The organism is Lutibacter sp. HS1-25 (assembly GCF_004121075.1).
Taxonomy (GTDB): Bacteria; Bacteroidota; Bacteroidia; order Flavobacteriales; family Flavobacteriaceae; genus Lutibacter.
Map to the genome: position 1 here is coordinate 60001 of NZ_RHLN01000020.1, position 3424 is coordinate 63424.

Genomic DNA, 3424 nt, shown 5'->3' on the forward strand with positions numbered 1-3424 from the left:
GATATCGTAAAAATCAAAAATATAATAAAAAGTAATTTTTATTAAGCTATATATAGAAATATATATTACAACAAATAAAAAGCAAAAGCATAAAAAGCTAAATAAGGGCGTATGGTGGATGCCTTGGCTCTCAGAGGCGATGAAGGACGTGATAAGCTGCGAAAAGCTGCGGGGATTGGCACAAACGATTTGATCCGCAGATATCCGAATGGGGCAACCCGATATATTGAAGATATATCACCTAGCAATAGGGGCAAACCCGGTGAACTGAAACATCTAAGTAACCGGAGGAAGAGAAAACAACAGTGATTCCGCTAGTAGTGGCGAGCGAACGCGGATTAGCCCAAACCAGTTTTGTTACGGCAAGATTGGGGTAGTAGGACCACGATATTTGATGCTAAGAGAATTAGAATGCTTTGGAAAGAGCAACCATAGAGGGTGATAGTCCTGTATAAGTAATCGAAGTTATTGATAGTGGTATCCTGAGTAGTGCGGGGCACGTGAAACCCTGTATGAATCAACCGGGACCATCCGGTAAGGCTAAATACTCCTGAGAGACCGATAGTGAACTAGTACCGTGAGGGAAAGGTGAAAAGAACCCTAAGTAAGGGAGTGAAATAGATCCTGAAACCGTACGCCTACAAGCGGTTGGAGCACGTTTACCGTGTGACAGCGTGCCTTTTGCATAATGAGCCTACGAGTTACTTTTACTAGCAAGGTTAAGTGTTTAAGACACGGAGCCGAAGCGAAAGCGAGTCTGAATAGGGCGCTAAGTTAGTAGTAGTAGACGCGAAACCGAGTGATCTACCCATGGGCAGGTTGAAGCTGTGGTAACACATAGTGGAGGACCGAACCAGTTGACGTTGAAAAGTCTTTGGATGACCTGTGGGTAGGGGTGAAAGGCCAATCAAACTCGGAAATAGCTCGTACTCCCCGAAATGCATTTAGGTGCAGCGTTGTGGTAAAGTTTTATAGAGGTAGAGCTACTGATTGGATGCGGGGGCTTCACCGCCTACCAATTCCTGACAAACTCCGAATGCTATAAAATATACACAGCAGTGAGGGCATGGGTGCTAAGGTCCATGTCCGAGAGGGAAAGAACCCAGACCATCAGCTAAGGTCCCCAAATATATACTAAGTTGAACTAACGAGGTTCGATTGCACTGACAGCTAGGATGTTGGCTTGGAAGCAGCCATTCATTTAAAGAGTGCGTAACAGCTCACTAGTCGAGCGATCGAGCATGGATAATAATCGGGCATAAGTATATTACCGAAGCTATGGACTCTACATTATATGTAGATTGGTAGGGGAGCATTGTAACCTGCGTAGAAGGTGAGTTGTGAGACTTGCTGGAGTGGTTACAAAAGAAAATGTAGGCATAAGTAACGATAATGCGGGCGAGAAACCCGCACACCGAAAGACTAAGGTTTCCTCAGCGATGCTAATCAGCTGAGGGTTAGTCGGGTCCTAAGGCGAATCCGAAAGGAGTAGTCGATGGATAACTGGTTAATATTCCAGTACTTCTTATAATTGCGATGGAGGGACGGAGTAATGAACTCACCGCGTACTGACGGAATAGTACGTTGAACCGTGTAGGTATAGGATCTGTAGTTAAATGCGCAGATTTTGCTAAAGCGGGATAGTACTACAAGGCTTCGGCTGCGTAGATAGTGTGATTAAGAACTTCCAAGAAAAACTTCTAAGCTTCAGATTATGAGAACCCGTACCGTAAACCGACACAGGTAGTTGGGATGAGAATTCTAAGGTGCTCGAGTGATTCATGGCTAAGGAATTAGGCAAAATTGACCCGTAACTTCGGGAGAAGGGTCGCCCACAGCAATGTGGGCCGCAGTAAAAAGGTCCAGGCGACTGTTTATCAAAAACACAGGACTCTGCTAAATCGAAAGATGATGTATAGGGTCTGACACCTGCCCGGTGCTGGAAGGTTAAGTGGAGTTGTTAGCTTCGGCGAAGCAATGAAATGAAGCCCCAGTAAACGGCGGCCGTAACTATAACGGTCCTAAGGTAGCGAAATTCCTTGTCGGGTAAGTTCCGACCTGCACGAATGGTGCAACGATCTGGACACTGTCTCAGCCATGAGCTCGGTGAAATTGTAGTATCGGTGAAGATGCCGATTACCCGCTACGGGACGAAAAGACCCCGTGCACCTTTACTATAGCTTAGTATTGGTTTTGGATAAGTAATGTGTAGGATAGGTGGGAGACTTTGAAGCGGCGTCGCTAGGCGTTGTGGAGTCATCGTTGAAATACCACCCTTTGCTTATCTAGAGTCTAACCCAGTGATGGGGACAGTGCTTGGTGGGTAGTTTGACTGGGGTGGTCGCCTCCAAAAGAGTAACGGAGGCTTCTAAAGGTTCCCTCAGCACGCTTGGTAACCGTGCGTAGAGTGCAATGGCATAAGGGAGCTTGACTGAGAGACATACAGGTCGATCAGGTACGAAAGTAGAGCATAGTGATCCGGTGGTTCCGCATGGAAGGGCCATCGCTCAAAGGATAAAAGGTACGCCGGGGATAACAGGCTGATCTCCCCCAAGAGCTCATATCGACGGGGGGGTTTGGCACCTCGATGTCGGCTCGTCACATCCTGGGGCTGGAGAAGGTCCCAAGGGTTGGGCTGTTCGCCCATTAAAGTGGCACGCGAGCTGGGTTCAGAACGTCGTGAGACAGTTCGGTCTCTATCTGTAGCGGGCGTTAGAAATTTGCGTGGATCTGACACTAGTACGAGAGGACCGTGTTGGACTGACCTCTGGTGTACCAGTTGTTCCGCCAGGAGCATTGCTGGGTAGCTACGTCGGGAAGGGATAAGCGCTGAAAGCATATAAGCGCGAAACCCACCACAAGATGAGATTTCTTTAAAGGGTCGTGGGAGATCACCACGTTGATAGGCTATAGGTGTAACGGCAGTAATGTCATAGCCGAGTAGTACTAATAACCCATAGGCTTTTATGCGAACTTTTTTATTAAAAATTGATTTATAAGATATTATTTTTTCAGTATGTTAACTCATAAGCAGCGAAGGCTGCAGTGTAAAGTTGAAAAGTCAAAAGTTGAAAAGTGAAAAACTTAGAACTTTAAACTCAAAACTTTAAACTAAACCCTTAAGGTGGTTATAGCGATAGGGCTCACCTCTTCCCATCCCGAACAGAGAAGTTAAGCCTATCAGCGCAGATGGTACTGCCATTATGGTGGGAGAGTATGTCGCCGCCTTTCTTTTGAAAACCTTCAATATTAAATTATTGAAGGTTTTTTTTTATCCTTTTTTTTACCCAAAGGTTTTATCAATTATCAATTGTATAACGGTAGCGTCCAACTTTGTGTGTCTTCGTCTATTAATAACGATACCATCCGATACCGTCCAAAAAAGTGTGTCTGTGATTACCTAAAAAATATCTATAATTCAAAA

The 3424-nt window shown here is 45.4% G+C and carries 2 rRNA genes; both read left to right on the plus strand.

From position 1 onward, the window contains the following. Nucleotides 1–90 precede the first annotated feature (90 nt). Nucleotides 91–2970, plus strand: a 23S ribosomal RNA gene (locus EC396_RS08960). A gap of 150 nt (nucleotides 2971–3120) precedes the next feature. Continuing rightward, a 5S ribosomal RNA gene (rrf, locus tag EC396_RS08965) occupies nucleotides 3121–3231 on the plus strand. Nucleotides 3232–3424 lie beyond the last annotated feature (193 nt).